Consider the following 25,331-nt stretch of genomic DNA (forward strand, 5'->3'; position numbering starts at 1 on the left):
GGTGTCTGAAATCACCCCCGATCTCGTGCGCCATCTCGGCGTGCTCGCCCGGATCAAGCTGTCCGACGAGGAGGTGACCAGCCTCACCGGCGAACTCGACGCCATCGTCGAGAACATCGCAAAGGTGAGCGAGGTGGCCACCGACGACGTCGTGCCGACGAGCCACCCGATCCCTCTCGAGAACGTGTTCCGGGCCGACGAGCCCGGCGACATGCTCACGACCGAGCAGGCGCTCCAGAATGCCCCGGATTCCGACGATGGGCGCTTCCGCGTCACCGCGATCCTGGGGGAGGAGCAGTGATGGCCGACCTCACCCGGCTGGCCGCGGCGGATCTCGCCGCGAAGCTCGCCTCCGGCGAGGTCTCGAGCGTCGAGGCGACCCAGGCGCACCTCGACCGCATCGCGCAGGTCGACGGCGACGTGAACGCGTTCCTGCACGTGTCGGATCACGCGATCGACCAGGCGCAGCGGATCGATGACGCACGCAGGGCGGGGGAGCAGCTGCCCGAGCTCGCCGGTGTCCCGCTCGCCGTCAAGGACGTCCTCGTCACGACCGACATGCCGTCGACGTCGGGATCGAAGATCCTCGAGGGCTACATGTCGCCATACGACGCGACGGTCGTCGCGCGGGCGCGCGCCGCCGGCCTCGTGCCCCTCGGCAAGACCAACATGGACGAGTTCGCGATGGGCTCGTCGACGGAGCACTCCGCGTACGGCCCCACGCGCAACCCGTGGGATCTCGACCGCATCCCCGGCGGATCGGGTGGCGGGTCCGCCGCCGCCGTCGCCGCGTTCGAGGCGCCCCTCGCACTGGGGAGCGACACCGGCGGATCCATCCGCCAGCCCGCCCACGTCACGGGAACCGTCGGCATCAAGCCGACCTATGGCGCGGTGAGCCGCTATGGCGCGATCGCGCTCGCGTCGAGCCTCGACCAGATCGGCCCCGTGTCGCGCTCGGTGCTCGACGCCGGTCTGCTGCACGACGTCATCGGCGGACACGACCCGCACGACGCGACGAGCCTCGAAGGCGCGTGGCCGTCGTTCGCGGCCGCCGCGCGCGAGGGCGCGACCGGCGAGGTGCTCACGGGCCTGAAGGTCGGCGTCGTGAAGGAGCTGCCGGACAGCGGCTTCCAGCCCGGCGTCGCCGACTCGTTCCGCGCCTCGATCGCGATGCTCGAGAAGGCGGGAGCCGAGATCGTCGAGATCAGCGCCCCCCACTTCGAGTACGCGATCGCGGCGTACTACCTCATCCTTCCGGCCGAGGCCTCGAGCAATCTCGCGAAGTTCGACTCCGTGCGCTTCGGCATGCGGGTCGACGTGCCGGGCGGCACGGTCGAGGACGTCATGGCCGCGACGCGCGACGCCGGCTTCGGCCCCGAGGTCAAGCGCCGAATCATCCTCGGCACGTACGCACTGTCGGCCGGCTACTACGACGCCTACTACGGCAGCGCGCAGAAGGTGCGCACGCTGATCCAGCGCGACTTCGCGAACGCATTCGCCGACGTCGACGTCATCGCGTCGCCGTCGGCGCCGACCACGGCGTTCCGGCTGGGCGAGAAGCTCGACGATCCGCTCGCCATGTACGCGAACGACCTGGCCACGATCCCCGCGAACCTCGCGGGCGTGCCGGGGATCTCGATCCCCTCCGGCCTCGCATCCGACGACGGTCTGCCCGTCGGGATCCAGTTCCTCGCCCCCGCGCGCGAGGACGCGCGGCTCTACCGCGTCGGCGCGGCGCTCGAGGCGCTGCTCGAGGACGACTGGGGCGGGCCGCTGCTCGACAGGGCACCCGCGCTGACAGGAGGGACGCGCTGATGGCCGCGCTCATGGACTTCGACAAGGCGCTCGAGCTGTTCGAGCCCGTCATCGGGCTCGAGGTGCACGTCGAGCTGAACACGAAGACGAAGATGTTCTCGTCGGCGGGCAACCCCGCGAACGAGGAGTTCCACGCCGCCGCGCCGAACACGCTGATCGCGCCCGTCGACCTCGGCCTGCCCGGGTCGATGCCGGTCGTCAACCGCGAGGCCGTGCTCAGCTCGATCAGCCTCGGTCTCGCGCTCGGCTGCTCCATCGCGCCGTCGAGCCGCTTCGCCCGGAAGAACTACTTCTACCCGGACCTCGGCAAGAACTACCAGATCAGCCAGTACGACGAGCCGATCGCGTTCGAAGGATCCGTCGAGGTCGAGCTCGCCGACGGCACGCTCGTCGAGGTGCCGATCGAGCGCGCGCACATGGAGGAGGACGCGGGCAAGCTCCAGCACCAGGGCGGATCCGCCGGGCGCATCCAGGGCGCCTCGTCGTCGCTCGTCGACTACAACCGCGCGGGCGTTCCCCTCGTCGAGATCGTCACGAAGCCGATCTTCGGCGCCGAGGAGCGCGCGCCCGAGCTCGCGAAGGCCTACCTGCTGACGATCCGCGACATCGCCCGCTCGCTCGGCATCAGCGAGGCGCGCATGGAGCGCGGCAACGTGCGCTGCGATGCGAACGTGTCGCTGCGCCCGCGCGGGGCCTCGACGCTCGGCACGCGCACCGAGACGAAGAACGTCAACTCGATGCGCTCGGTCGAGCGTGCTGTCCGCTACGAGATCCGCCGGCAGGCGGCGATCCTCGCGGACGGAGGCACGATCACGCAGGAGACGCGCCACTGGCACGAGGACACGGGAGAGACCTCGCCCGGCCGCCCGAAGTCGGACGCCGACGACTACCGCTACTTCCCGGAGCCCGACCTGCTGCCCGTCGCGCCGAGCGAGGAGCTCATCGAGCAGCTGCGCGCGCGCCTGCCCGAGGCGCCCGCAGCGAAGCGCCGTCGGCTCAAGGCCGAGTGGGGCTTCACGGATCTCGAGTTCCAGGACGTCGCCAACGGCGGGCTGGTCGACGAGGTCGAGGCGACGATCGCCGCGGGCGCATCGCCCGCCGCGGCCCGCAAGTGGTGGACCGGTGAGCTCACGCGCGTCGCGAACGCCGCCGGCCGCGAGGCCACCGGCATCGTCAGCCCCGCCCACGTCGCCGAGCTGCAGAGGCTCATCGACGAGGGCACGCTCACGGACAAGCTCGCGCGCCAGGTGCTCGAGGGCGTCGCGGCAGGCGAGGGATCCCCGCGGGAGGTCGTCGACGCACGCGGGCTGGCCGTCGTGAGCGATGACGGCGCCCTCATCGCCGCGATCGACGAGGCGCTCCGGGCGCAGCCCGATGTGCTCGAGAAGATCCGAGGCGGCAAGGTGCAGGCCGCGGGAGCCGTCATCGGCGCCGTCATGAAGGCGATGAAGGGGCAGGCCGACGCGGCGCGGGTGCGGGAGCTGATCCTGGAGCGTGCGCAGGCCTAGGTTCCGTGGCATCGTGAGGGAATGACATCGCACCGGCCGAACATCGTCCTCATCCAGGCCGACCAGATGGCGGCGCAGGCGCTCGGCGCCTACGGCGACGCGGCGGCGAAGACGCCGAACATCGATCGGCTCGCGCAGGAGGGGGCGGTGTTCGACCGCGCCTACTGCAACACGCCCCTGTGCGCGCCGTCGCGCGCCTCGATGATGACGGGCCTGCTCCCGTCGCAGATCGGGTGCTTCGACAACGGCGATGACTTCGCCGCGTCGTTGCCGACATTCGCCCACCGGCTGCGGGCGGCGGGCTACCACACGGCGCTGATCGGGCGGATGCACTTCATCGGGCCCGATCAGCAGCACGGCTTCGAGGAGCGCCTGACGACCGACGTCTACCCGGCCGACCTCGACATGGTGCCCGACTGGACCCGCCCGCTGGATCAGCGCCTGCAGTGGTATCACGATGCCGACGCCGTCTTCGCGGCGGGCGTGTCGACGGCCAGCGTGCAGCAGGACTTCGACGACGAGGTCGGCTTCCGCGCCTTCCGGCACCTGGCCGATCGCGCGCGCGTCGACCAGGCCTCGGGGGAGCGGCAGCCGTTCCTCATGGTGACGTCGTTCATCCATCCGCACGACCCGTATGAGCCGCCGCGCGCGCACTGGGACCGCTTCGACGACGTCGAGATCCCGGATCCGGCGCACCCCGAGGTGCCCGACATCGCACAGGATCCCCACACGCACCGGCTGCGCGCGATGAGCGGCTTCGACGTACGGGAGCCGTCGATCGACGATGTGCGGCGGGCGAGGCGTGCCTACTACGCGGCCGTCAGCTACATCGACGATCACGTGGGGCGCATCCGCGACCGGCTCGACGAGCTCGGCCTCGCCGACGACACCGTGATCATCGTGACGAGCGATCACGGCGACATGCTCGGCGAGAAGGGACTCTGGTTCAAGATGTCGCCGTACGAGCAGTCGTCGCGCATCCCGCTCATCGTCGTCGGCCCGGAGCAGATCGTCCCGCCGGGGCGGTTCGAGACCCCCGTCGCGCTGCTCGACCTCATGCCGACGCTCCTCGAGCTCGCGGGCGTCCCACCCGTGGAGGCGCCGGGAACGTCCCTGCTCGAGACGGCGCGACGCGAGGGCGTCGACGCGGGCGAGGGCGCCGATCGCGAGATCGTGATCGAGTACCTCGCCGAGGGCACGTATCGTCCGCAGCTGACGCTCGTGCGCGGGAGCCTCAAGTTCGTCGCGTGTCCCGGGGATCCCGACCAGCTCTTCGACCTCGAGGCCGATCCGGACGAGCTCCGGAGCCGCGCTGACGACCCGGAATATGCCGAGGTGGTCGCGCAGCTGCGCGCCGCGCTCGACGCACGCTATGATCTGGATCGCCTCGAACAGCGGGTTCTCGCGAGTCAGGCGCGCCGGCAGGTCGTCGCCGACGCGCTCACGCGCGGTCGCGCCCAGCACTGGGACCACGAACCGCCTCCCGAGCAGCGCTACGTGCGCGGTGACTTCTGGAACGCGCTCGAGTACGGCACGATCTCAGATCCCGAGAGGTGATCCGGTCGTGCGGGGCGTGAGCGCGCGGGGAGCGGCGATCGCGTCGGCGTTCCTCGTGACGATCGCCGTCTCGGCATGTGCGCCCGAGCCTGCCGAGGAACCGACGCCGGCCCCATCGGCGTCGGCGAGCGCGTCCCCGATCGCGACGCCCACGCCCACGCCGGTCGCGACGCCGCCGACGGCCGCCGCCGACCTGGTCGCCGAGATGACGGTCCTCGAGAAGGCGGCCGCGGTCGTGATGGGCTACGCGGCGGGAACCGACCCGGCGGCGCTCGCGGGGTATGTCGCGGCCGGCCCCCAGGGGGTGATCCTCATGGGCGACAACGTGCCTGCGGATCCCGACGCGCTCGGCGCGCTCACCTCCGCGATCGCGGCGACAGCGGATCCGCCCCCGCTCATCGCGATCGACCAGGAGGGCGGCGTCGTCTCCCGCCTGCCGTGGGACGATCTCGCCTCGGCGCGCGACCTCAAGGGCGCGGATCCCACGGCCATCGAGGAGGCGTTCGCGGGCCGCGGCGAGCTGCTCGCGGAGGCCGGCGTCACGGTGAACTTCGGAGTCGTCGCCGATGTCCCACGAGGTGACGGATCCTTCATCTTCTCGCGGGCGTTCGGCACGGATCCGAGCGCGGTCGCCGACGCGATCGCGGCCGCGGTGCGGGGAGAGGACGACCTCGTGCTCACGACGCTCAAGCACTTCCCGGGGCATGGGGCGGCGGAAGGCGATTCGCACCACCTGATCCCGGCGACGAACCTGGGATATGACGCGTGGCGCGCGGGCGACGCGCTGCCGTTTGCGGCGGGGATCGACGCGGGTGCGGAGCTCGTGATGATGGGCCACCTGCGGTTCACGGCCGTGGACGACCGGCCCGCCTCCCTGTCGCCCGAGTGGTACCGCATCCTCCGCGACGAGCTCGGCTTCGACGGCGTCGCCGTCACCGACGACCTCGGGATGCTGCTCTCGTCGGGCGAGGCCGCGTACGCCGACCCTGCCGGCAACGCCGTCGCCGCGCTCGCGGCCGGCGCGGATCTCGTGCTCATGGTGGCCGGATCGGATACCGGCACGGCGGGCGCGATGATCGATGGGATCGCCGAAGCGATCCACGACGGATCGCTCCCCGACGAACGGCTCGACGAGGCGGCCGCGCGCGTGCTCGCGCTGCGGCTCGCGTCGTAGCGATCCGCTAGACCCGGCGGAACTCCGGTCGGTCCGTCCCGGGCTTCAGGTGTGAGATCAGCGCACCTTTGGCGATCTCGAGCGTCGGATAGGCGCCGATCTCGCGGCGGTCCGACATGACGACGTGGAACAGATCGTCCTCATGACGGATCGAGCCGACGGCCCCCGCCTTCCCGTATGCCATCCACAGCATGTCCATCTGCGTCGCACTCATGGCCATTCCTCTCGTGAACCACGGTCCACACTGGGCGTGTGGCTCATACGGTACGCCGTCCGCGGCGCGGCTTCCAGCCCCGTCGGCGGGGGAGAATGGAAGCCATGAGCAGGCAGGATGGATCCGGCAGACTCGTCTCGCGCGCGGGCGCGGACGATGCCGGCGCGCACATCCTGCACGTCGACATGGACGCCTTCTACGTCGCCGTCGAGACCCTCGACGATCCCTCGCTCGCGGGGAAGCCGGTCGTGATCGCGCATCCGGACGGCCGCTCGGTCGTCTCGAGCGCGTCGTACGAGGCGCGCCGCTACGGCGTGCGCTCGGCCATGCCGATCGGGATGGCCCTGCGTCTGTGCCCGCGCGCCATCGTCGTCCCGCCGACGTTCGAGCGCTATCGGGAGGTGTCCGCCCGCGTGATGGAGGTGTTCCGCAGCATCACGCCGCTCGTCGAGCCGCTGTCGATCGATGAGGCGTTCCTCGATGTGCGCGGCGCGCGGCGTCTCTGGGGCACGCCCGGCGAGATCGCAGTGCTGATCCGTCGCCGCGTGCGTGAGGAGATCGGGATCACGTGCAGCGTGGGCGCGGCCGCGACGAAGCACGTCGCGAAGATGGCGTCGACGGCGTCGAAGCCGGACGGGATGCTCTTCATCCCCGCGGCGCGCACGCAGGAGTTCCTCGATCCGCGTCCCGCGGGATCCATGTGGGGCGTCGGGCCGAAGGCCGCGGAATCGCTCGCATCGCGCGCGATCCGCACCATCCACGACGTGCGCTCCACGCCCGTCACGGCGCTCGCACGGATCGTCGGAGCGTCGCAGGCGCAGCGGATCCACGACCTGGCCCACGGGCGCGATCCGCGCGGGATCGAGACGACGCGGACGGAGAAGAGCGTCTCGCACGAGGAGACGTTCCACACCGATGTGACGGATCCGGAGATGCTGCGCGCGGAACTGCTGCGCCTCGCCGACCGGGTCGCGGTCCGGCTGCGGAGAGGCGGGATGGAGGCGTCGGGCGTCGCGATCAAGCTGCGCTTCAGCGACTTCGCGACGATCACCCGATCCCAGGCCCTGTCCGAGCCGACGGCGGTCGGGCAGCGCATCGCGCAGGTGGCGCGGGACCTGCTCGCGGCCGTCGACCTGCGGGCCCCTGTCCGGCTCATCGGAGTGCGCGCCGAGCGCCTCGTGCCCGCGGGATCCGCGGCGGTCGCGCTGTGGGACGACGACGGCGACTGGAAGCAGGTCGAGGGGGCGCTCGACCGTGCCTCCGCGCGCTTCGGGGCGGGGTCCGTCACGCGCGCGTCCGCGCTCCCGAACGAGCGGCGCGCGCGGCACGTGCCGGCGTACGATCGACCGCCTGAGGACAGCGACTGAGCAGGCGGCGACCGAGCAGGTGCCGTCGCCCACGGAGCGGGTGCTGCAGGCGACCGAGCAGGTACTGTAGGTGCCATGCCCAACATCGCGATCGAACTCGGCAAGCTCAGCGGCAACCTCGGCGTGACGGCAGCGTACGGCGAGCAGCAGGACCTCGACGGCGTCAAGGTGCTTCCCGTCGCGGCGACCTGGTCCGGCTTCGGCGGCGGATCCGACGAGGCGGGCAACGGCGGCGGCGGAGGCGGCGGATTCTCCGTGCCGGTCGGCGCATACATCCGCCGCGGATCCGAGTTCCGCTTCGCGCCGAACATCGTCACGCTCCTCGCGACGCTCACGCCGTTCGTCTTCGTGGCGGGCCGCGCCCTGGGGTACGTCATCAAGTGCCTCAAGAAGAAGCGCTGACGACGACGCTGAGCGCGGCCGCGATCGACGGAGTCGTCGACGCGGCCGTTCGCGCCCTCACCACCGCACCAGGGGCGTCCCGGCGCATCGTGATCGACGGGCGCAGCGGATCGGGCAAGACGACGGCCGCGCACCGCATCGGGCGTGCCACGTCGGCGCGGGTCGTGTCCCTCGACGAGTTCTATCCCGGCTGGCGCGGGCTCGAGGCCGGGACTGCGATCGCCGAGGAGCTCGTCCGCACCCACGCGGAGGGCCGCGTGGGGGAGTACCACCGGTGGAACTGGGACGCGGGCGAATGGGATCCCGAGACGCGGCGTGTGGATCCCCGCGTGCCGCTCGTGCTCGAGGGATGCGGGAGCCTCACCGCGTCGACGGCGGCGCGGTCGGCCGCGGCGATCTGGATGGACGGCGACGCGTCCGTCAGGCGTGCGAGCGCGCTCGCACGCGACGGCGAGACGTTCGCGCCGTTCTGGGAGGTGTGGGCCGAGCAGGAAGAACGACACATGGCCGCGCACGACCCGCGCACGCTCGCGACGATCGACGTCGACGTGGCGTGACGCACGATCAGCGGTCGGTGCGCTCCTCGGCGACCTGCACGAGCCCCTCGAGCCGGTAGCCGAGCCAGTCGTACAGACCGTAGCTCGGGTCGTCCTCGTCGTGATCGGAGTCGTCCGTGATGCCGAGCCGGCTCGCGAGCACGAGCCGCAGGGCTGCGAGCGTGCGCATCCAGGCGTCGAGGTGGCCGCCCTCGATCGACACGTCGACGGGTGCGAGGGCCTCGTCGAGGGTCGCGTCCTCGATCTGGGCGAGGTCGCGCTTCACGGTCGCTGCGTCGTGGGCGCGCCGTCCGAGGAGGTCGCCGCGCGTCACCTGCTGGAATTCGCGAGAGGCCTCTGCGTCCTCGGGGTAGGCGTCGGGAGCGAGCCGGGCGAGCGCCGGGTCGCCTGCCGGATCCTCCTCCGTCACGAGGGTCTCGAACTGCGTCACGAGATCGCTGAGGTGCGTGGCCTCGATCCGCGTGAGGGTGAGGATCACGAGTGCATCGCTCATCGCGGCGCCTTCCGTACGGTGGCCCACAGGCCATAGTCGTGCATGGCCTGGGCGTGCAGCTCCATCTGCTCGCGCGCGCCCTCCGCGACGACCGCGTGGCCCTCGTGGTGCACGGCGAGCATGAGCTGCGTCGCGCGCTCCTGCGAGAAGCCGAAGTACTCGCGGAACACCCGCACGACGTAGCTCATGAGGTTGACGGGATCGTCCCAGACGACGGTCTGCCACGGCACGGCCGCGGCGGGCGCGGAGATCCGTTCCGTCTCCTCGTCGAGGCCGGGACGCGCGAACACGGTGTCGGCGGCCATCAGGCCCACCCCAGCTCGTGGAGTCTGTCGTCGTCGATGCCGTAGAAGTGCGCGATCTCGTGCACCAGCGTCGTGTGCACCTCGTCGCGGAGCTCGTCTGCCGTCTCGCACTGCGCCAGGTGCGGCTCGCGGTAGACGATGATGCGGTCGGGAAGCTCGCCCATGCCGTACCGGCCGCGCTCCGTGAGGGCGAGCCCGTCGTACAGGCCGAGGAGGTCGAGGGATCCGTCCTCCGGGCGATCCTCGACGACGAAGATCACGTTGTCGAGCCCATCGACCATGTCGTCGGGGAGCCGATCGAGTTCGTCGACCACGAGGGCTTCGAACTCGTCCGCTTCCATGCCTCGAGTCTATCGGGGCGCGGCGTGCCGACGGTCGGAGGAGCATGCTTGACGCCCCAGCCGGCCCGGCCCGCGCGTGTCAGACTGAGCCGGTGAAGACGACGGCGAGCTGGGAGGACACAGCGGAGCGAACGCGATCCGAGGTCGCGCCGGGGGACAGGTCGAACCGGTGGGCAGGGTGGGTGGTGTTCTCGATCATGGGCGCCCTCGCACTGGTCGCCGCCGACCTCCTCCATCGCGCTCTCGCGTGGCGCGGATCCGCCGAGATGTGGCACGCCGTCGAGACATGGGTTCCGACCCTCGTCCCGGCCCACGCGGGCTACACCGTGGATCCGTGGCCGGCGCTCATCTGGGTGATGCTGCTCGGCACTCTCGTCTTCGTGTCCGCTGCGTTCGCGACGGCCATCCTCACTCTGGTGTGGGAGCGGCCGTGGTGGGCGCGGCTGCTGCCGCTCTGGGGTGCCGCCGTGCTGACCGCCGTCGTCGTGGCGGGGCTCGCACAGGCCGGCGGGTGGCTCCTGCAGGTCGAGACCTTCGGTGGACGCGGCGGCTCCCACATCCGGATGTTCGTGTTCCCGGCCCTGGAGGAGGCGGTCCGGTGGGGGCTCCTGTGGGGATGGATCCCCGCTCTCGCGACCGTCGTCATCCGCCCACCGCGGCCGACCGGTCGGGCGCGTCGACGCGCGCTGTTCGTCGCGGTCGCGCTGCTCGCGGCGGCCGCGGTGGCGGGTGCGTGTCTCGTCGCCGCGACCCGCGGGGCGGCGCTGTCCGCGCAGACCGCCGTCGCGCAGCCGGCAGCGAAAGCGGAGACGACAGAAGACGATGCCGTCGACATCGTGACCGCTCCGACATCTCCGCCGGCGGAGGTCGCAGCGACCGCGGCGCCGGACTTTCCCGGTCGCTGCGCCGAGGACGACGTGGAAGTCGTGATCCTCGGCGTCGACGCGGCGACCGGATCCCGCTTCCTCGCTCTGGAGGCGCGCAACACGTCGGATATGGCCTGCGAACTGCAGGGCGCGCCTGATCTCGCGTTCACGGATGACGCGGGGGATGAGATCCTGCCCGTAATCGTCACCTCGGAGCGAGTGGGGTCGGGGCCCGCGCCGGATGCGCCCGTGACCGTCGCGCCCGGGGAAGCCGTGCGTGCGGATCTGAGCTGGCGTGCTCCCACGGGCCGACCGGGCGGGCTCACGGTGCTGATGGCGCCATGGCCGGGTGCACATCGCGTGTCCGAAGTGGAGACGCTCGACGTCGTCGACGGTGCGGAGATGGCGCTGACACCGTGGTACGTGGAGGAATGAGGGTTCCCGGCGAACGGAGAAGGCCCGTTCTCTCGCGAGAGAACGGGCCTTCTCGATATGGGGTGGCTGACGGGGCTTGAACCCGCGACCCCCGCGACCACAACGCGGTGCTCTACCAGCTGAGCTACAGCCACCATGTCCCTGCTCGCGCAGGGCAACCCGACTATTTTGTCACAGGTTCGAGGCGAACTCGTTCACGACATTCTCAGCAATCGCCTTCGCCTCGTCGGTCGTCGGGCCGGGCTCCGCGACGAAGGCCGCGCGGCGGTAGTACCGCAGCTCGCGGATCGATTCCCGGATGTCCGCGAGGGCCCGGTGGCCGCCGTTCTTCTCGGGGGATTGGAAGTACACGCGGGGCATCCATCGGCGCGCGAGCTCCTTGATGCTCGACACGTCGACGTTGCGGTAGTGCAGGTAGCCGTCGAGCTGCGGCATGTACTTCGCGAGGAACATCCGGTCGGTCCCGATGGTGTTGCCCGCGAGCGGCGCCTTGCGCTCCTGCGGCACGAAGCGCTTCACGTACTCGAGCACTCGGCGCTCCGCCTCGGCGAGCGGGACGCCCTGGGGGATCTCCGCGTCGAGGCCGCTCGCCGCGTGCATCTTCGTGACGAACTCGCCCATGTTCTCGAGCGCCGCGTCCGACGGCTTGATGACGATCTGGAGGCCCGGGTCGAGGACCGTGAGGTCGAAGTCCGTGACGATCACGGCGATCTCGACCAGTTCGTCGACCGCGGTGTCGAGCCCCGTCATCTCGCAGTCGATCCACACGAGCCGGTCGTTGTCTGCTGCGCTCACCGCGCCCCTCTTCTTGTTCGTCGTTTCCTGTCCCCCAGGGGTGAGTCGAACACCCGGCCCTCGAATTAGAAGTTCGCCGCTCTGTCCGCTGAGCTACTGGGGGTTGTTCGTTCCAGCTTACCGGCGACCTTCTCGAGGGTGTGTCAGCGTTCCCTCGCACGGGCCTCCCACTCGCGCTGGTATTCGCGCCGACGGCTTGTACAGAGGTCGCACCGGCATCCGCGGCGCCCCTTTGCGCCGCCGCCGTGCGCGTTCCGACGATCGCGTGACTCGACGTCGACCTCTCGAACCTCGAGACCGAGATTGAGGAGGTGCTTTCGGAAGCGACCTCGCTCGGCGCTTCGTCGCCGGTGGCAGTTCGCGCAGACCACCTCGCACTTCGCGATCTCCGACAGGATCGTCTCCCAGCTGCGCGTCGACCCACCCACCGCCTGCGAGATGTTGAACCGCTTGCTGTGCCCGGGCAGGTGATCGAAGTCGAGAACGATGGGATCGGATTCGCCGCAGTCGCAGCACGGATGCTCGCGAAGGTAGGACATCAGCCGAACGAAATTGCGGTGTCTGTGACGCGCCTGCACCGCGCGACGATGGTCGGGATCTCGTATCATGTCGTCCTCCTGGTGACGGACAGCTTGCCGCGCAGCACTGACATTCCACGGGGCCTCTGCCGCCGCACCTCTGCGCCGATGCGTTGGCTGGCAGTCTCCGTGGTGTCGGGGCGCGCCTCGCCCGCTCGGCGTACCGTGGAGAGGTGCGGTCGTGCGGGCCGCAGATCACGCGTGCAGGGAGATGAGCACATGCAGACTTTCGTGCTGGCAGGCGGATGCTTCTGGTGCCTCGACGCCGCCTATCGGGCGCTGAGAGGCATCGAGGACGTCGTCTCGGGATACACAGGCGGTCAGAGCGCCGAACCGAGCTACGAGCAGGTATGCACCGGGACGACGGGGCACGCCGAGGCTGTGAGGGTGACGTTCGACCCGGATGTGATCCCGGCCGACGTGATCCTCGACGCGTTCTTCACGATGCACGACCCGCGGCAGCTGAACCATCAGGGTGCGGACACGGGCACGCAGTACCGCTCGGCGATGTTCCCGGCCGACGACACGCAGCGCGAGGTGTTCGAGCGCGCGCGCGAGCGCGCGACGGATCTGTGGGACGCGCCGCTCGGCGACGCCGAGGGCGCCCTCGTCACGACGATCGAGCCGCTCGGCGAGTTCTGGAGCGCGGAGGACCACCACCAGGACTTCTTCGCCAAGAACCCCGGGCAGGGCTACTGTCTCGCCGTGGCGGTGCCGAAGGTCAACAAGGTGCGCGCGAGGTTCTCGGAGTACCTGCGCGATTGAGGCCTCCGGGCCGCAGTCAGCGTGCTCACATTCGCGGATATCGCCGTTTTTCTCCACATCGCCCCGTCTCGCCCAGCGCGAGGCGGGGCGATCTTGTCAGTCTGTTCCCGCCGGCCGATTCGCGGCCGGGTGGAGAGAGGACGGACCCCATGACCGAGACCATCACGATCACCGGCAACATCGCGACAGAGCCGACCGCGCAGGCATCGAACGACGGCGTGATGTACACGCGCTTCCGCGTCGCGTGCACGCCGCGCCGGCGCAACCCCGAGACGGGCGAATGGAGCGACGGCGAGTCGAACTGGTACACCGTCTACGCGCACGGATCCCTGGCGCAGAACGCCATCAAGTCGCTCAGCAAGGGCATGCGCGTCATCGTGCACGGCGCCCTGAAGGTGCGCGACTGGGAACGCGACGAGCGCCGCGGCACCAACGTCGACATCAACGCCGAGTCGCTCGGCCCCGACCTGCGCTGGGGGAAGACGACGTACACGACGACATCGACGGGGCGCAGGCGCGACGACGAGCAGTCGGCGATCCCGGGCGAGCCGCCGGCCGCGGACGCGGACTGGGGTGTCGGCGTGCTGCCGGAGGTCGAACCGACCGACGTCGGTGACGACACCGCGTCCGCCGACGCCCCGAGCGAGCAGGAGGGGGCGCTGAATCCGTTCTGATCGTAGGGTGAGGGGGTGAGCTTCCGCCCGTCGCGCCTGATCGTCGTGCCCGCCCTCCTCGCCGTCGCGTCCCTCGTCGCGTGCGCCCCGGAGACAGGCGAGGCCGAGCCGACCCCCGATGCCGCGCCGACCGCGACCCCGACGCCGAGCGAGACGCCGGCACCGGAGCCCGTGAAGTTCTCGCCGGACGGCAGCGCCGAGGACAACCTGCCGGTGTTCCAGCAGGCGATCGAGCGGGCCTGGGCGTCCGACGGGCGCGCCCAGGGGCGCACCTACGTCGACATGCTCGCGGAGGTCGGGTTCGACATCTCGGAGATGCAGGTCAGCAAGGATCTCTCGACGGTCGGCAACGCCGCCGAGACGATGATGGTGTCGGTGAGGTGGAGCGACTCGGCCTGCCTCGTCGGACAGTTCGGCCCCGACACGCCCGAGCCCGTGGCGACGGTGCTCGAGCCCGTCGACGGGGTCTGCCTGCCCGGTGAGACCGCCGCGATCGAGTGATCTCCCGCTCGCCGGAACGGGCCGGGAACGGGCCGTCGGCACCGTAGACTGGGTGCCAACATGGCTGAGTACATTTACCAGATGGTCCGCGCCCGCAAGAAGGTGGGCGACAAGCTGATCCTCGACGACGTGACGATGTCGTTCCTTCCGGGGGCGAAGATCGGCATGGTCGGCCCGAACGGCGCCGGCAAGTCGACGATCCTGAAGATCATGGCCGGTCTCGACCAGCCGTCCAACGGCGACGCGACCCTGACTCCCGGGTTCTCGGTCGGCATCCTCATGCAGGAGCCCGAGCTCGACGAGTCGAAGTCCGTCCTCGAGAACGTCCAGGACGGCGTGGGAGAGATCAAGGCGAAGATCGATCGCTTCAACGAGATCTCGAGCCTGATGGCCGAGCCCGACGCCGACTTCGACTCGCTGCTGGCCGAGATGGGCACGCTGCAGGAGGAGATCGACAACGCCGACGCATGGGATCTCGACGCGCAGCTCGAACAGGCCATGGACGCGCTGCGCACGCCCCCGGGCGACGAGCGCATCGAGCACCTGTCGGGCGGTGAGAAGCGCCGCGTGGCGCTCTGCAAGCTCCTCCTCGAGAAGCCCGACCTGCTGCTCCTCGACGAGCCCACCAACCACCTCGACGCCGAGAGCGTGCTGTGGCTCGAGCAGCACCTGCAGCAGTACCACGGCGCGGTGATCGCGATCACCCACGACCGGTACTTCCTCGACCACGTCGCGCAGTGGATCGCCGAGGTCGATCGCGGCCGCCTCTATCCCTACGAGGGAAACTACTCGACCTACCTCGAGAAGAAGTCCGAGCGCCTCCAGGTGCAGGGCAAGAAGGACGCCAAGCTCCAGAAGCGCCTCAAGGACGAGCTCGAGTGGGTCAAGTCGAACGCGAAGGGCCGCCAGGCGAAGTCGAAGGCGCGCCTCGCCCGCTACGAGGAGATGGCGGCGGAGGCCGAGCGCACCAAGAAGCTCGACTTCGAGGAGATCCAGATCCCCGCGGGTCCGCGACTCGGCAGCATCGTCATCGATGCGAAGAAGATCGAGAAGGGCTTCGACGACCGCACGCTCATCGACGACCTCAGCTTCAGCCTCCCGCCCAACGGCATCGTCGGCGTGATCGGCCCGAACGGCGTCGGCAAGACGACGCTGTTCAAGACGATCGTCGGCCTCGAGCCGCTCGATGGCGGAGACCTGAAGATCGGCGAGACCGTCAAGCTGAGCTACGTCGACCAGACGCGCGGCGGCATCGACCCTGACAAGACGCTCTGGGAGGTCGTCTCCGACGGGCTCGACATCATGATGGTCGGCAAGACCGAGGTGCCCTCGCGCGCGTATGTGTCGAAGTTCGGCTTCAAGGGCCCCGACCAGCAGAAGAAGGCCGGCGTCCTGTCGGGCGGCGAGCGCAACCGCCTCAACCTCGCGCTCACCCTCAAGCAGGGCGGCAACGTGCTGCTGCTCGACGAGCCGACGAACGACCTCGACGTCGAGACGCTCCAGTCGCTCGAGAACGCGCTCCTCGAGTTCCCCGGCTGCGCCGTGGTCGTCACGCACGACCGGTGGTTCCTCGACCGCATCGCGACGCACATCCTCGCCTACGAGGGCACCGAGGAGAACCCCGCGAAGTGGTACTGGTTCGAGGGCAACTTCGAGGCATATGAGGAGAACAAGATCGCGCGCCTCGGCCCCGACGCCGCCCGCCCGCACCGCGCCACCCACCGCAAACTCACCAGGGACTGAATCGAGCCGCCGGAGGGGCGACGCGATTCCGTTGTCCTTCTGGGCGGATCCGGCTTCGCCGTCCGCCTGACCTCTCCGCCACACAACGCCCCCGGATCCGACGCGGATCCGGGGGCGTTGTCGATGATCGGACGATCAGATGGCGGATCCCTCGTCGAGGCGGTGCCACGTGCGGTTGTGGTGCACCAGGGGACCGGCCTCGTGGTCGGCATCGCGCGCGATCGACCCTTCGAGCGCGTGGGCGACGATGACCGTGGATCCGCCGGCCTCGAGCCGATTGACGATCGCCGCACGCGTCCACGCGCGCACCCCGTGGTACAGGGGCTCGCCGGTGTCGAGGCGCGTCCAGCGCTCGCGATCCGCGAACCTGTCGGCGCCGCTGGTGGCGGCGAGCTCGGCGAGCTCGAGGTCGCCCGCGTCGAGCAGGTGCACGACCACGGAGTCCGCGGCGACGATCGACGCGCTCGCCGATGACAGGGCGGAGACGGAGAAGATCAGCAGCGGGGGATCGACGCTGATCGAGGCGACCGAGCTCGCCGTGAGGGCGACGGGGCCGTCAGGGCCGTGCGCCGTGATCACCGCGACGCCCGAGGGGTGGCCGCGGAACAGCGACTTGAAGCCCTCCGCGTCGATCGGCGCCGGGGGAGGCTCGGGCGCGGTCCCCGAGACGGGGGAGGTGAGGAGAGTCGTCATGATGCGTGATCCGCCTCGCTCACGAGAGCTCCGCGCGGACGATCTGCGCACCGGCGGCGAGCGCGATCATCTTGTCCCGTGCGACATCCTGCGCCATGGGTGCCATGCCGCAGTTCGTGCTCGGGCGCAGCCTGTCCGCGTCGACGAACGGGAGGACGCTCCGCAGAGTCGCCGCCACCTCCTCCGGTGTCTCGACGCTGTCGCTCGCGACGTCGATCGCGCCGACCATCACGTTCTTGCCGCGGAGGAGCTCGATGAGCTCGACGGGCACGCGCGAGTTGTGGCGCTCCAGCGAGACGGTGTCGATCGTCGACTGCTGCAGCAGCGGGAACGACTCCTCGTACTGGCGCCACTCGGACCCGAGCGTGGCCTTCCAATCATTGTTCGCCTTGATGCCGTAGCCATAGCAGATGTGCACGACCGTCTCGGCGCGCAGCCCCTCGGCGGCGCGCTCGAGCGTCGCCACGCCCCACTCCTTCAGGTCGTCGAAGAAGACGTTGAAGGCGGGCTCGTCGAACTGGATGACGTCGACTCCCGCGGCCTCCAGCTCCTTCGCCTCCTGGTTGAGGATCGTCGCGAACTCCCAGGCGAGCTTCTCGCGGCTCCCGTAGTGCCGATCGGACAGGGTGTCGATCATGGTCATGGGTCCGGGGAGCGCCCACTTGATCGGCCGATCGGTCTGTGCACGGAGCGCCTTCGCGTCATTGACGAAGACCGGCTGCTCGCGCTCGACCGGCCCGACGACGGTCGGGACGCTCGCGTCGTAGCGGTCGCGGATCCGCACCGTCTCGCGCTGGTCGAAGTCGACGCCGCTGAGGTGCTCGATGAACGTCGTGACGAAGTGCTGACGTGTCTGCTCGCCGTCGCTGACGATGTCGATTCCGGCGTCGAGCTGCTCGTCGGCCGCCAGGCTCAGCGCGCGTCGCTTTCCTTCGGCGAGCTCCGCGCCTTCGAGCTTCCAGGGCGACCAGAGCGTCTCGGGCTCCGCGAGCCAGGCGGGCTTGGGCAGGCTGCCGACGATCGAGGTGGGAAGAAGCGTGTTCATCTGTGATTCTCCGTGTCGAGTCCGGTCAGACGGTGTGACCGGCGGCCCACTGGTCCAGAACGCTCCGGTAGGGCTTCATGAAGTGCTCCTCGGTGAACCTCCCCTGCTCGGCGCCCAGCCGGCTGCGCTCCTCGCGGTCGTACGAGACGTCGGGAACCGAGTAGTCGGGATTGTCGAGGCTCGGCCGATACACCTCGCCGGCCGCCGAACGGGCGTTGTAGATCTCCGGGCGGTAGATCTTCTGGAACGCCTCCATCGTGCTGATCGTGCCGATCAGGGCCAGATCGGAATGATCGGCCGTGAGGTCGCCCTGGTGGTAGAACGCCAGCGGCGCGGCGGAGCCGCGCGGCATGAAGTACCGCACCTGCTGGCCCATCTTGCCGAAGTAGAGGTCCGTCAGGGAGTCGGCGTCGTGCGCGTACTCCCAGCCGAGGACGGAGTGCTGGTAGGCGGTCCGACGGTACTCGCGACTGGTCGAGACGCTGATGCACACGACGGGCGGCTGTGCGAACCGCCTGCGGTACGCGTCGGAGGCGACGAAGTGCTGGAACAGCTTCCCATGCAGGTCGCCGAAGTCGCTGGGGAGGCCCGGCTCGGTGGCCGCCGCCTTGTGTGCGGGCAGTACGACGCTGAAGTCGTAGTCCCGGACATACGACGAGAAGTTGTTCCCCGTGATCCCCAGGATGCGATCGCCCGTCTCCTTGTCCAGGATCGTGACGTCGAGCACCTCGATCAGCGGGACGCCCGCGCCGTCTCCGGCGTCCAGGTGCAGATCCACCGAGACGATGTCGAGCTCGACGGCGTAGCGATCCCGACGCGGGTTGTCCTGGTCCGCGAGGTCGTTCACGCGGTCGTCGATCATCGTCAGGACGTTCCGCAGGTTCTGCCTGCGCCCCTCGCCGCGGGCCAGGTTCGCGAAGTTCGTCGTGATGCGCGAACCGGACGACGGGGTGTAGTCCTCGTCGAAGCGGGTCGTGCTGATGCTGAACGTCAGGTCGGTAGCCGTCGTCGTCATCCGATGCCTCGATTCCTCGTGGTGAGCTGCGGGGGTGGATTCGCACCCGGTGAACTCACTGTAGGCAGGGCAGGCGGTTATAGCCTCATCGGAATGCTTCGGCGCTGGAGATAGCCAACCCCTATGTCAGCAACTCGACGCCGAAGCCGGCGACGACATCGCGCATCTCGGCGACGAAGCGCTCCGCCTGCCCCGTGAGCGGCATGGACGTGTGTCCGATCCATCCGATCTCGATGCGCTCGTCGACGTCGAGCGGGATGGCGACGATCGAGGGGTCCAGGTCGTCGGAGACGATGCCGGTGGAGATCGTGTAGCCGTCGAGGCCGATCATGAGGTTGAAGATGGTGGCGCGATCGCTCACCCGGATGTCCTGCTTCGACGAGCGAGTGGAGAGGATCTCCTCGGCGAAGTAGAACGAGCTGTTCGCCCCCTGGTCGAAGGTGAGACGCGGCAGGTCCTCGAGATCGTCGAGCGTGACGCGCTCGCGTGCGGCGAGCGGGTTCGTCCGAGCGATGAAGATGTGCGGCGTGGCGCGGAACAGCGGGGTGAAGGTGAGGCCGGATTCGCGGAGGAGCTTGTCGATGACGTTCCGATTGAAGTCGTTGCGGTAGAGCACCCCGAGTTCGCTGCGGAGCGTGCGGACATCTTCGATGATGTCCCAGGTGCGCGTCTCGCGGAGCGTGAAGGCGTACTCCGCGGCATCCGAGCCCCGCACCATCCGGACGAACGCGTCGACGACGAACGAGTAGTGCTGCGCGGAGACCGCGAGGAGGCGGCGCGACGGCGGGCGCCCGAGGTATTGCTGCTCGAGCAGTTCGGCCTGCTCGACGACCTGGCGGGCGTAGCCGAGGAACTCGGTACCGTCCTCGGTGAGGGTCACGCCGCGGACCGAGCGCAGGAGGAGGGCGCGGTCGACGCGGCGTTCGAGATCCTTCATCGCGGCCGACATCGTGGGCTGTGAGACGTAGAGCAGGTCGGCTGCCGCGCTGATGGACCCCTCGGCCGCGACCTCGACGAAGTACCGCAGCTGCTGCAGGGTGATGCCGTTCACCGTCCCGATGCCGTCGCGTGCCATAGCCACAAGCTATCTCACGGACATGTCGACCAGAGGCTCAGTTGGCGATGAGCGTCTCGTATGCGTCCGGATTCTCATCGATCCACTGAGCGATCGCCTCCTCCTCCTCGCCTGGCTCGTAGTCGTTGATGACGAGGTCCTCCAGAGAACTCCACTGGTCGTCGGTCAGCTCGAATCCGGCGAAGTACTCGGCCGCGTCGGGGTGCTCATCAGAGAAGCCTTTCGTGGCGTAGGTGCGCATCGTCTCAGGGTCGCCCATGCCTCCCCGAGGGTCTTCGAGAATCTTCAGGTCGAAGGAGCCGTTCGCCCAATACGGGCGCCACAGTGTGACGACGATGTCCTCCTCGTTCGCGATCGACTCCTCCAGCTGCGCGAGCATCGTCGCTGTCGAGGAGGTGACGAGATCGAAGTCCTCGTCGAGGTCGTACTCCGGCATCGCGACCGTCTCCGTCTGCTCGGTGAGGCCTGCGCTCGGCTCGATGCCGATGATCTGTCCGTCGAACAGGCTCGGATCTGCGGCGAGGTCCTCGATCGAGTCGACGTCGGTGTAGCTCGGCACCGCGAGGAAGTTCTGTGCCTGGTCGTAGAAGGTGCCGAGGTCCTCGATATCGTCGCCATACTCTTCGACGTACGAGGCGTGCGTGACGTCGGGCCATGCCGAGGGGTAGATGTCGATGTCGCCGGCCGCGAGACCCGTGTAGAGGATGGCGGCCTCGGTGAGTTCCTCCATCTCGACCGCATAGCCGAGCTTCTCGAGCTGGTCCTTCGCGAGATAGGCGGTGATCAGGGTGTCGGTCCACGAGGGGATGAGGCCGATCGTGACGGTTCCCTTTCCTCCCGCCCCGTCGGGGCCGCTGGTCGTGGATTCCGTGCTGCTGCACCCGCTGAGCGCCAGGATCGTCGTGGCGAAGCTGGCGAGGAGGAGTTTCGTCGTGCGGTTCTGCATGTGTGCACCCTCATCTCGATTACGCTTGTGATCTGTGATCACACACGATCGTACGCGAAACGCGACAGATGTGCTCGTCGCGGTCGGGCGCCTACAATGAAGACCATGTCGTTGCCGTCCCTCGCGCCGAGTGCGCGCATGGGTGAGCAGGTCGTCGAGGCGCTGCAGGCGGCGATCCTCAGCGGCGACCTCCCGCCGGGAACTCGGCTGCGGATCCGTGACGTCGCCGAGCAGCTGGGAACGAGCGTCATGCCCGTGCGCGAGGCGATGACGCGACTCGAGGAGGCCGGCCTCGTCGAGTCGCTGCCATACCGGGGGGCGATCGTGCGGGCGTTCTCGCCGGACGAGATGCTCGATGTGTACGACGTGCGGTCCATGCTGGAAGCCGAGGCGGCGAGGCGGGGCGGCGAGAATGCCGACGAGGCGCTCGTGAGTCGGATGGTCGCCCGCTATGCGCGCGCGAGAGACGCGATCGAGGTCGGGAATCATGTCGCGTTCCTCGACCGTGACGAAGAGTTCCTCCAGGAGCTCTACGCCGCCGCGGGGAACCTGGTGCTCCTGGAGACGATCCGCAGCCTGTGGCGTCGAAGTCGATCGTTCAAACTCTTCGGTGTGAGAGGCGAGTCGGCAGGCGATCCGTCGACGCTTCTCGGCTACCAGGACGACCTGATCGAGGCCGTCAACCAGGGCGACGGCGCTCTCGCGGCGCGCGTGGTCACCGAATCGATCGGTCGAGCGACTGCCGCGATTCGCAACGGACTGCGCGGCACCGGTGCGGGGACGACCGATTGACCGGGGTCGTCCCGAAGGGCGGACCGGGCCGCGTAGAGAGTCCTGAACGATCTCGACGAGAACGGCCCGCCCCGGGGAGGGACGGGCCGTTCCGCGATCCGAGAGTCGATCAGTCGGTGACGATCGTATCGAACGCGTCCGGGTTCGCTTCGAGCCACTCCTCGATCGCGGCGGACTTGTCGTCCTCGCCCTCGTAGGTGTTCACGACGGTGTCCTCGAGCGATCCGTACTCGTCGTCGTCGAGCTGGATTCCGGCGATGAGTTCGGCTGCCTCAGGGAACTCCTCCGAGAAGCCCTCCGTGGCGAGGAAATGCAGAGCCTCTGGCTCGCCCATGGCGCCCATCGGGTCCTCGAGATCCTTGATGGGGAACTCCGAGTTCGCCCAGAACGGCCGCCACAGGGTCACGACGATGTCCTCTTCGTTCGCGACGGCCTCTTCGAGCGTCGCGAGCATCGTCGCCGTGGATGAGGTGACGAGGCTGTACTCGTCCTCGAGCTCGTACTCGGGCATCATGACCGTCTCGGTCTGCTCGGTGAGACCGGCGCTCGGCTCGATGCCGATGATCTCGCCGCCGAACATGTCGGCGTTGCCCGCGAGGTCTTCGATCGAGTCGATGTCGGTGTACTCGGGGACGGCGATCGTGAGCTTCGCGTTCTCATAGTAGGCGCCGAGATCCTCGAGCTGGTCGCCGTACTGTTCCATGTACGACGCGTGGGTGGTCTCCGACCACGCCGACGGGTAGACGTCGACGTCGCCGCCCGCGAGGCCGGTGTAGAGGATCGCGGCCTCCGTGAGCTCCTCGAATTCGACGGTGTAGCCGATCGCCTCGAGCTGGTTCTTGAGCAGCCAAGCGGTCGAGAGGCCGTCGGTCCACGCCGGCAGGAAGCCGAGCGTGATCGTGCCCATCTCCTCCGACGCGCCGCTGTCGCCGTCCCCACCATTCGCGGCGGGCTCCTCGCTGTCCGTCGAGCAGCCGGCGAACGCGAGGCTCCCGGCGAGTCCGATTCCGATGATGCTTGCGAGCTTGCGCTTCTTCATCATGATGATGATTCCTTTCTTCCCGTGCCGAGGGCGACGGGGGTTGGGATCCTCCCGAGCAGTTCCGCCCGGAGCGAGCCGGGTCGAGCCCGCCCAGGATGAGGTGGTGATGGCGTGGTCAGAAGCTGGCACGACGCGGGCCGCTCGCCTCCAGCTTCTGGGCCTCAGCGACCGCTGCTTCGGCGTCCGCCTTCGCGTTCCGCACAGCGGCGCGACGTCGGCTCATCGCCCCCAGAAGCGAACTGCGGTAGTCGGCTGGATTGCCGAGCGCCGCAGTGACACGGTCGAGGTACACGGCGAGGATGACAACGCTCAGGCCCGCCTCGACACCGAGGCCGATGTTGAGCGTCGAGATCGCCGCGACGACCTCCTTGCCGAGGCCATCGGCGCCCGCCATGCCGGCGACGACGGCCATCGACAGGGCGAGCATGATGACCTGGTTGATGCCGGCCATGATCGTCGGCGTCGCGAGGGGGAGCTGGATGCCGCTCAGGATCTGACGTGGGGCGGCGCCGAACGCCTGCCCGGCCTCGACCGTCTCGGAGTCGACGCCGCGGATCCCGAGCTCCGTCATTCGCACACCTGGGGGCAGTGCGAACAGGATGGTGGCGAAGACGCCCGGCACGAAGCCGATGCCGAAGAACGTGACGGCGGGGATCAGGTAGACGAATGCGGGCATCGTCTGCATGAAGTCGAGGACCGGTTTGATGATCGCGCTGAACGCGTCGTTGCGTGCCGCGAGGATGCCGAGCGGTATGGCGACGACGATGGCGATCAGCGTCGCGACCAGGACGAGCGCGAGCGTGAGCATCGCGTTCTCCCACTGATCGACCGCGACGATGATGAGGAAGGTGATGACGGTGCCCACAGCGAGCTGCCAGGAGCGTGCGAGCCAGCCGATGACCGCGAGGAGGATGATCATCGCGGGGATGGGCGTGACGACGAGCGCGTCGGACAGGCCCTCGACGAGCCACTTGGTCACGATCGTGATGAGATCGAGGAGCAGCTTGAAGGTCGCCTTGAACCAGTCGAGTGCGATCTCGGCCCACTCTCCGAGCGGGATCCGGAAGTTCTCGAACATCAGCGGGCCTCCTCGCTTCCGACCGCGGGCGATTCGACGGGGCGGCCGTCCTCGCTGTCGGCCAGAACCTGGTCGATGACGGTCGTCGGCACCGGCTGCACCGGGAGCGAGATCTCCTCGGTCGCGCCCGGCCCGGGGCCGAGCGCCGCGAGCAGGGTCATCCGGGGGATCACGCCGACGAGCCTGCCCGCCGCGTCGGTCACGGCGACCGCGAGCTTGGACTCGACGGCCGGGATGAACAGGTCCATGAGCACATCGTCGATGCCCACGGTCACGGCGTCGTCCTTGACGACGCCCTCGATCGACCGCTCGCCCTTGCGCACGAGCCGGAGCGCGTCGCGATCCTCGAGCGTGCCGAGCAGTCTCCGGTCGCGGTCGACGACGTACACGGCGCTCAGGAACGAGTCGCGCATCGTCTTGAGCGCCGTCCGCGGTCCCGCCGTCGACGGGACGACCGCGATCGGCTTCTCCATGACGTTGCCGGCCGTGAGCACGCGGGCGCGGTCGACGTCCTGCACGAACTGCTCGACATAGTCGTTCGCGGGATCCGTGAGGATGTCCTCTGGTGTGCCGATCTGCACGATGCGGCCGTCGCGCATGACCGCGATGCGGTCGCCGAGGAACATCGCCTCGTTGAGGTCGTGCGTGATGAAGATGATCGTCTTCTGCAGCTTCTGCTGCAGCTCGAGCAGCTGCTCCTGCATCTCGCGCCGGATCAGGGGGTCGAGGGCGCTGAACGCCTCGTCCATGAGCAGGATGTCGGTGTCGGCCGCGAGGGCACGGGCGATGCCGACGCGCTGCTGCATGCCGCCCGAGAGCTCGCTGGGGAGCTTCTCGCCCCAGCCGCCGAGGCCCACGAGCCCGAGGATCTCGTTCGCCTTGTCGAGCCGCTCCGGCCGTCCCACGCCCTGCAGTTCGAGGGGGTAGGCGACGTTGTCGGCGACCGTGCGGTGCGGGAGCAGCGCGAAGTGCTGGAACACCATCGAGATGTGGTCGCGGCGGATCGCGCGCAGCTTCTTCTCGGAGATGGAGGTGATCTCCTGGTCGCCGATCGTCAGCGTGCCCGCTGTCGCCTCGAACAGGCCGTTGATCATGCGGATCAGGGTCGATTTGCCCGATCCCGAGAGCCCCATCACCACGAAGATCTCGCCGCGCTTCACCTCGAATGAGGCATCGATGACGGCGGCGGTGACGCCGTCGAGGTCGTCCCGCGCGGATCCCGCGCGGAGCCGGTCGACTGCTTCCTGCGTGCGGCGTCCGAAGACCTTGTACAGGCCATCGGCCCTCACCAGCACGTCGTTCGTATTCTCTGTCACGTTCTCCTGCGACGAGCGCGTCTCGAATGACGCAACGTTCGCGCTCGGCCCTCGGGTTGGCGGATCGTGAGTGATCGACCCCAGCGGCCGTGTCGGACGCGACACCGCGGGTCGAGGAGCAGGAAGCCGGGTTGCGTGTCGACATTCCTACATTCCTGACGTGTCCAGGTTAACCGGATCCGCGCGTGACGCCGTGAGCCGGCGCGCCTTCTCGTCATCGGCTGTCGATCGATCGACGC

General features: G+C 69.1%; 28 protein-coding genes and 2 tRNA genes. 14 read left to right on the forward strand and 16 right to left on the reverse strand.

Annotation, left to right across the window (positions count from 1 at the left end):
* The first annotated feature begins 1 nt into the window (after position 1).
* From gatC to GB932_RS05090, 5 genes are read left to right on the forward strand one after another with little or no spacing between them, the layout of a single operon-like run.
* Positions 2 to 301 carry an Asp-tRNA(Asn)/Glu-tRNA(Gln) amidotransferase subunit GatC gene (gene gatC, locus GB932_RS05070; protein ID WP_156759601.1) on the forward strand — a complete coding sequence of 100 codons (300 nt, stop codon included), beginning with the start codon at positions 2 to 4 and terminating at the stop codon, positions 299 to 301.
* The gene (gatA, locus tag GB932_RS05075) at positions 301 to 1,815 is read left to right on the forward strand and encodes an Asp-tRNA(Asn)/Glu-tRNA(Gln) amidotransferase subunit GatA (protein WP_156759602.1); all 1,515 of its coding nucleotides are present in this window, start codon (positions 301 to 303) and stop codon (positions 1,813 to 1,815) included. Before gatC ends, gatA begins: the two co-directional genes overlap by 1 nt.
* Complete coding sequence (gene gatB, locus GB932_RS05080; protein ID WP_156759603.1) at positions 1,815 to 3,323, forward strand: Asp-tRNA(Asn)/Glu-tRNA(Gln) amidotransferase subunit GatB; 1,509 nt, start codon at positions 1,815 to 1,817, stop codon at positions 3,321 to 3,323. Before gatA ends, gatB begins: the two co-directional genes overlap by 1 nt.
* 21 nt (positions 3,324 to 3,344) lie before the next feature.
* Positions 3,345 to 4,880 carry a choline-sulfatase gene (betC, locus tag GB932_RS05085; protein ID WP_156759604.1) on the forward strand — a complete coding sequence of 512 codons (1,536 nt, stop codon included), beginning with the start codon at positions 3,345 to 3,347 and terminating at the stop codon, positions 4,878 to 4,880.
* A gap of 7 nt (positions 4,881 to 4,887) precedes the next feature.
* On the forward strand, positions 4,888 to 6,054 hold the full coding sequence (locus GB932_RS05090; RefSeq protein WP_231916002.1) for a glycoside hydrolase family 3 N-terminal domain-containing protein: 1,167 nt from the start codon (positions 4,888 to 4,890) through the stop codon (positions 6,052 to 6,054).
* A gap of 7 nt (positions 6,055 to 6,061) precedes the next feature.
* Here GB932_RS05090 and GB932_RS05095 read toward each other — a convergent pair whose 3' ends face one another.
* Positions 6,062 to 6,268, reverse strand: a complete 207-nt coding sequence (locus GB932_RS05095) for a methyltransferase (protein ID WP_156759605.1) — start codon at positions 6,266 to 6,268, stop codon at positions 6,062 to 6,064.
* 104 nt (positions 6,269 to 6,372) lie between these two features.
* Between GB932_RS05095 and dinB the strand changes: the two genes are divergently transcribed.
* The 3 genes from dinB to GB932_RS05110 all read left to right on the forward strand — a co-directional run bounded on the left by dinB (position 6,373) and on the right by GB932_RS05110 (position 8,594).
* Positions 6,373 to 7,635 carry a DNA polymerase IV gene (gene dinB / locus GB932_RS05100; RefSeq protein ID WP_156759606.1) on the forward strand — a complete coding sequence of 421 codons (1,263 nt, stop codon included), beginning with the start codon at positions 6,373 to 6,375 and terminating at the stop codon, positions 7,633 to 7,635.
* 75 nt (positions 7,636 to 7,710) lie between these two features.
* On the forward strand, positions 7,711 to 8,037 hold the full coding sequence (locus GB932_RS05105) for a hypothetical protein (RefSeq protein ID WP_156759607.1): 327 nt from the start codon (positions 7,711 to 7,713) through the stop codon (positions 8,035 to 8,037).
* Complete coding sequence (locus GB932_RS05110) at positions 8,016 to 8,594, forward strand: nucleoside/nucleotide kinase family protein (protein ID WP_156759608.1); 579 nt, start codon at positions 8,016 to 8,018, stop codon at positions 8,592 to 8,594. Before GB932_RS05105 ends, GB932_RS05110 begins: the two co-directional genes overlap by 22 nt.
* Positions 8,595 to 8,601: 7 nt before the next feature.
* Here GB932_RS05110 and GB932_RS05115 read toward each other — a convergent pair whose 3' ends face one another.
* Genes GB932_RS05115 through GB932_RS05125 form a run of 3 tightly spaced genes read right to left on the reverse strand, consistent with a single transcriptional unit; the run spans position 8,602 to position 9,733 of the window.
* Positions 8,602 to 9,087, reverse strand: coding sequence for a DUF2017 family protein (locus GB932_RS05115; protein ID WP_156759609.1), 486 nt, complete (start codon positions 9,085 to 9,087; stop codon positions 8,602 to 8,604).
* The gene (clpS, locus tag GB932_RS05120) at positions 9,084 to 9,392 is read right to left on the reverse strand and encodes an ATP-dependent Clp protease adapter ClpS (protein WP_156759610.1); all 309 of its coding nucleotides are present in this window, start codon (positions 9,390 to 9,392) and stop codon (positions 9,084 to 9,086) included. The genes GB932_RS05115 and clpS overlap by 4 nt, the downstream gene beginning before the upstream one ends.
* On the reverse strand, positions 9,392 to 9,733 hold the full coding sequence (locus tag GB932_RS05125) for a metallopeptidase family protein (RefSeq protein WP_156759611.1): 342 nt from the start codon (positions 9,731 to 9,733) through the stop codon (positions 9,392 to 9,394). Before GB932_RS05125 ends, clpS begins: the two co-directional genes overlap by 1 nt.
* Before the next feature lie 92 nt (positions 9,734 to 9,825).
* Between GB932_RS05125 and GB932_RS05130 the strand changes: the two genes are divergently transcribed.
* Positions 9,826 to 11,034, forward strand: coding sequence for a DUF4232 domain-containing protein (locus GB932_RS05130; protein WP_156759612.1), 1,209 nt, complete (start codon positions 9,826 to 9,828; stop codon positions 11,032 to 11,034).
* Between the two features lie 58 nt (positions 11,035 to 11,092).
* Here GB932_RS05130 and GB932_RS05135 read toward each other — a convergent pair.
* The 4 genes from GB932_RS05135 to GB932_RS05150 all read right to left on the reverse strand — a co-directional run bounded on the left by GB932_RS05135 (position 11,093) and on the right by GB932_RS05150 (position 12,407).
* A tRNA-His gene (locus GB932_RS05135) sits at positions 11,093 to 11,168 on the reverse strand.
* Between the two features lie 37 nt (positions 11,169 to 11,205).
* Positions 11,206 to 11,829 carry an oligoribonuclease gene (gene orn, locus GB932_RS05140; protein ID WP_156759613.1) on the reverse strand — a complete coding sequence of 208 codons (624 nt, stop codon included), beginning with the start codon at positions 11,827 to 11,829 and terminating at the stop codon, positions 11,206 to 11,208.
* Between the two features lie 30 nt (positions 11,830 to 11,859).
* Positions 11,860 to 11,932, reverse strand: a tRNA-Arg gene (locus tag GB932_RS05145).
* 40 nt (positions 11,933 to 11,972) lie between these two features.
* Positions 11,973 to 12,407, reverse strand: a complete 435-nt coding sequence (locus tag GB932_RS05150) for a hypothetical protein (protein WP_156759614.1) — start codon at positions 12,405 to 12,407, stop codon at positions 11,973 to 11,975.
* Positions 12,408 to 12,626: 219 nt separating this feature from the next.
* On the opposite strand from GB932_RS05150, the gene msrA reads away from it, so the two are divergent.
* The 4 genes from msrA to ettA all read left to right on the forward strand — a co-directional run bounded on the left by msrA (position 12,627) and on the right by ettA (position 16,090).
* Positions 12,627 to 13,172, forward strand: a complete 546-nt coding sequence (gene msrA, locus GB932_RS05155; protein WP_156759615.1) for a peptide-methionine (S)-S-oxide reductase MsrA — start codon at positions 12,627 to 12,629, stop codon at positions 13,170 to 13,172.
* Positions 13,173 to 13,321: 149 nt separating this feature from the next.
* Positions 13,322 to 13,846 (forward strand): single-stranded DNA-binding protein, encoded by a 525-nt coding sequence (locus GB932_RS05160; protein ID WP_156759616.1) that lies wholly within the window; start codon positions 13,322 to 13,324, stop codon positions 13,844 to 13,846.
* Positions 13,847 to 13,861: 15 nt separating this feature from the next.
* Positions 13,862 to 14,347, forward strand: a complete 486-nt coding sequence (locus GB932_RS05165) for a DUF6993 domain-containing protein (RefSeq protein ID WP_156759617.1) — start codon at positions 13,862 to 13,864, stop codon at positions 14,345 to 14,347.
* Between the two features lie 60 nt (positions 14,348 to 14,407).
* A complete protein-coding gene (gene ettA / locus GB932_RS05170) occupies positions 14,408 to 16,090 on the forward strand; it encodes an energy-dependent translational throttle protein EttA (RefSeq protein WP_156759618.1) in 1,683 nt (560 codons plus the stop codon).
* Positions 16,091 to 16,225: 135 nt separating this feature from the next.
* Here ettA and GB932_RS05175 read toward each other — a convergent pair whose 3' ends face one another.
* The 5 genes from GB932_RS05175 to GB932_RS05195 form a co-directional block, all read right to left on the reverse strand.
* The gene (locus tag GB932_RS05175) at positions 16,226 to 16,783 is read right to left on the reverse strand and encodes a flavin reductase family protein (RefSeq protein WP_156759619.1); all 558 of its coding nucleotides are present in this window, start codon (positions 16,781 to 16,783) and stop codon (positions 16,226 to 16,228) included.
* 19 nt (positions 16,784 to 16,802) lie between these two features.
* Positions 16,803 to 17,828 (reverse strand): methionine synthase, encoded by a 1,026-nt coding sequence (locus tag GB932_RS05180; protein WP_156759620.1) that lies wholly within the window; start codon positions 17,826 to 17,828, stop codon positions 16,803 to 16,805.
* A gap of 25 nt (positions 17,829 to 17,853) precedes the next feature.
* The gene (locus tag GB932_RS05185) at positions 17,854 to 18,843 is read right to left on the reverse strand and encodes a putative oxygenase MesX (protein ID WP_156759621.1); all 990 of its coding nucleotides are present in this window, start codon (positions 18,841 to 18,843) and stop codon (positions 17,854 to 17,856) included.
* 121 nt (positions 18,844 to 18,964) lie between these two features.
* Positions 18,965 to 19,918 (reverse strand): LysR family transcriptional regulator, encoded by a 954-nt coding sequence (locus tag GB932_RS05190; RefSeq protein ID WP_156759622.1) that lies wholly within the window; start codon positions 19,916 to 19,918, stop codon positions 18,965 to 18,967.
* A gap of 37 nt (positions 19,919 to 19,955) precedes the next feature.
* Positions 19,956 to 20,864, reverse strand: a complete 909-nt coding sequence (locus GB932_RS05195) for a glycine betaine ABC transporter substrate-binding protein (protein WP_156759623.1) — start codon at positions 20,862 to 20,864, stop codon at positions 19,956 to 19,958.
* A gap of 105 nt (positions 20,865 to 20,969) precedes the next feature.
* On the opposite strand from GB932_RS05195, the gene GB932_RS05200 reads away from it, so the two are divergent.
* Positions 20,970 to 21,656 carry a GntR family transcriptional regulator gene (locus GB932_RS05200; RefSeq protein WP_197517307.1) on the forward strand — a complete coding sequence of 229 codons (687 nt, stop codon included), beginning with the start codon at positions 20,970 to 20,972 and terminating at the stop codon, positions 21,654 to 21,656.
* 109 nt (positions 21,657 to 21,765) lie between these two features.
* Here GB932_RS05200 and GB932_RS05205 read toward each other — a convergent pair whose 3' ends face one another.
* The 3 genes from GB932_RS05205 to GB932_RS05215 form a co-directional block, all read right to left on the reverse strand.
* On the reverse strand, positions 21,766 to 22,695 hold the full coding sequence (locus tag GB932_RS05205) for a glycine betaine ABC transporter substrate-binding protein (RefSeq protein ID WP_156759800.1): 930 nt from the start codon (positions 22,693 to 22,695) through the stop codon (positions 21,766 to 21,768).
* A gap of 118 nt (positions 22,696 to 22,813) precedes the next feature.
* Positions 22,814 to 23,776: an ABC transporter permease gene (locus tag GB932_RS05210; RefSeq protein WP_156759625.1), complete on the reverse strand. Its 963-nt coding sequence runs from the start codon at positions 23,774 to 23,776 to the stop codon at positions 22,814 to 22,816.
* Positions 23,776 to 25,092 (reverse strand): quaternary amine ABC transporter ATP-binding protein, encoded by a 1,317-nt coding sequence (locus GB932_RS05215; protein WP_197517308.1) that lies wholly within the window; start codon positions 25,090 to 25,092, stop codon positions 23,776 to 23,778. The genes GB932_RS05210 and GB932_RS05215 overlap by 1 nt, the downstream gene beginning before the upstream one ends.
* Positions 25,093 to 25,331: the final 239 nt, after the last annotated feature.

Origin of the sequence: Microbacterium karelineae, assembly GCF_009745985.1 — a bacterium.
Taxonomy (GTDB): Bacteria; Actinomycetota; Actinomycetes; order Actinomycetales; family Microbacteriaceae; genus Microbacterium; species Microbacterium karelineae.